The organism is Sulfitobacter sp. HI0027 (assembly GCF_001634775.1).
GTDB lineage: Bacteria > Pseudomonadota > Alphaproteobacteria > Rhodobacterales > Rhodobacteraceae > Sulfitobacter.
The window spans coordinates 1-251 of record NZ_LWER01000370.1 but is presented as its reverse complement, the minus strand read 5'-3'; the positions used below and the strand labels follow the sequence as shown (position 1 = coordinate 251).

The window sequence follows — 251 nt, the reverse complement described above, 5'->3', positions numbered from 1 at the left end:
AGAAACCCAAGTCGCGGGTGATGTTGTCACCGATACGGATTTTGCGCTTCAAGAGACCTTGCAGGCTGGCCTGCGGCGCCTGCTCCCCGAGGCCGGTTTTATCGGCGAAGAGGGCTTTGAAGCCATGCAGGTGCTCGGCGACCAACCGCATTGGATCGTCGATCCCCTGGACGGGACGTTGAACTATGCCTGCGATCTGCCGTTTTTTGGCGCCAGCATCGCTCTGATCGTAGAGGGCATGCCGGTAGTGG

1 protein-coding gene is annotated in these 251 nt (G+C 59.8%); it reads left to right on the top strand.

Features of this window, described 5'->3' with window-relative positions:
• A partial coding sequence (locus A3722_RS17245; RefSeq protein WP_330220230.1) for an inositol monophosphatase family protein occupies positions 1-251 on the top strand: 251 nt, incomplete at both ends.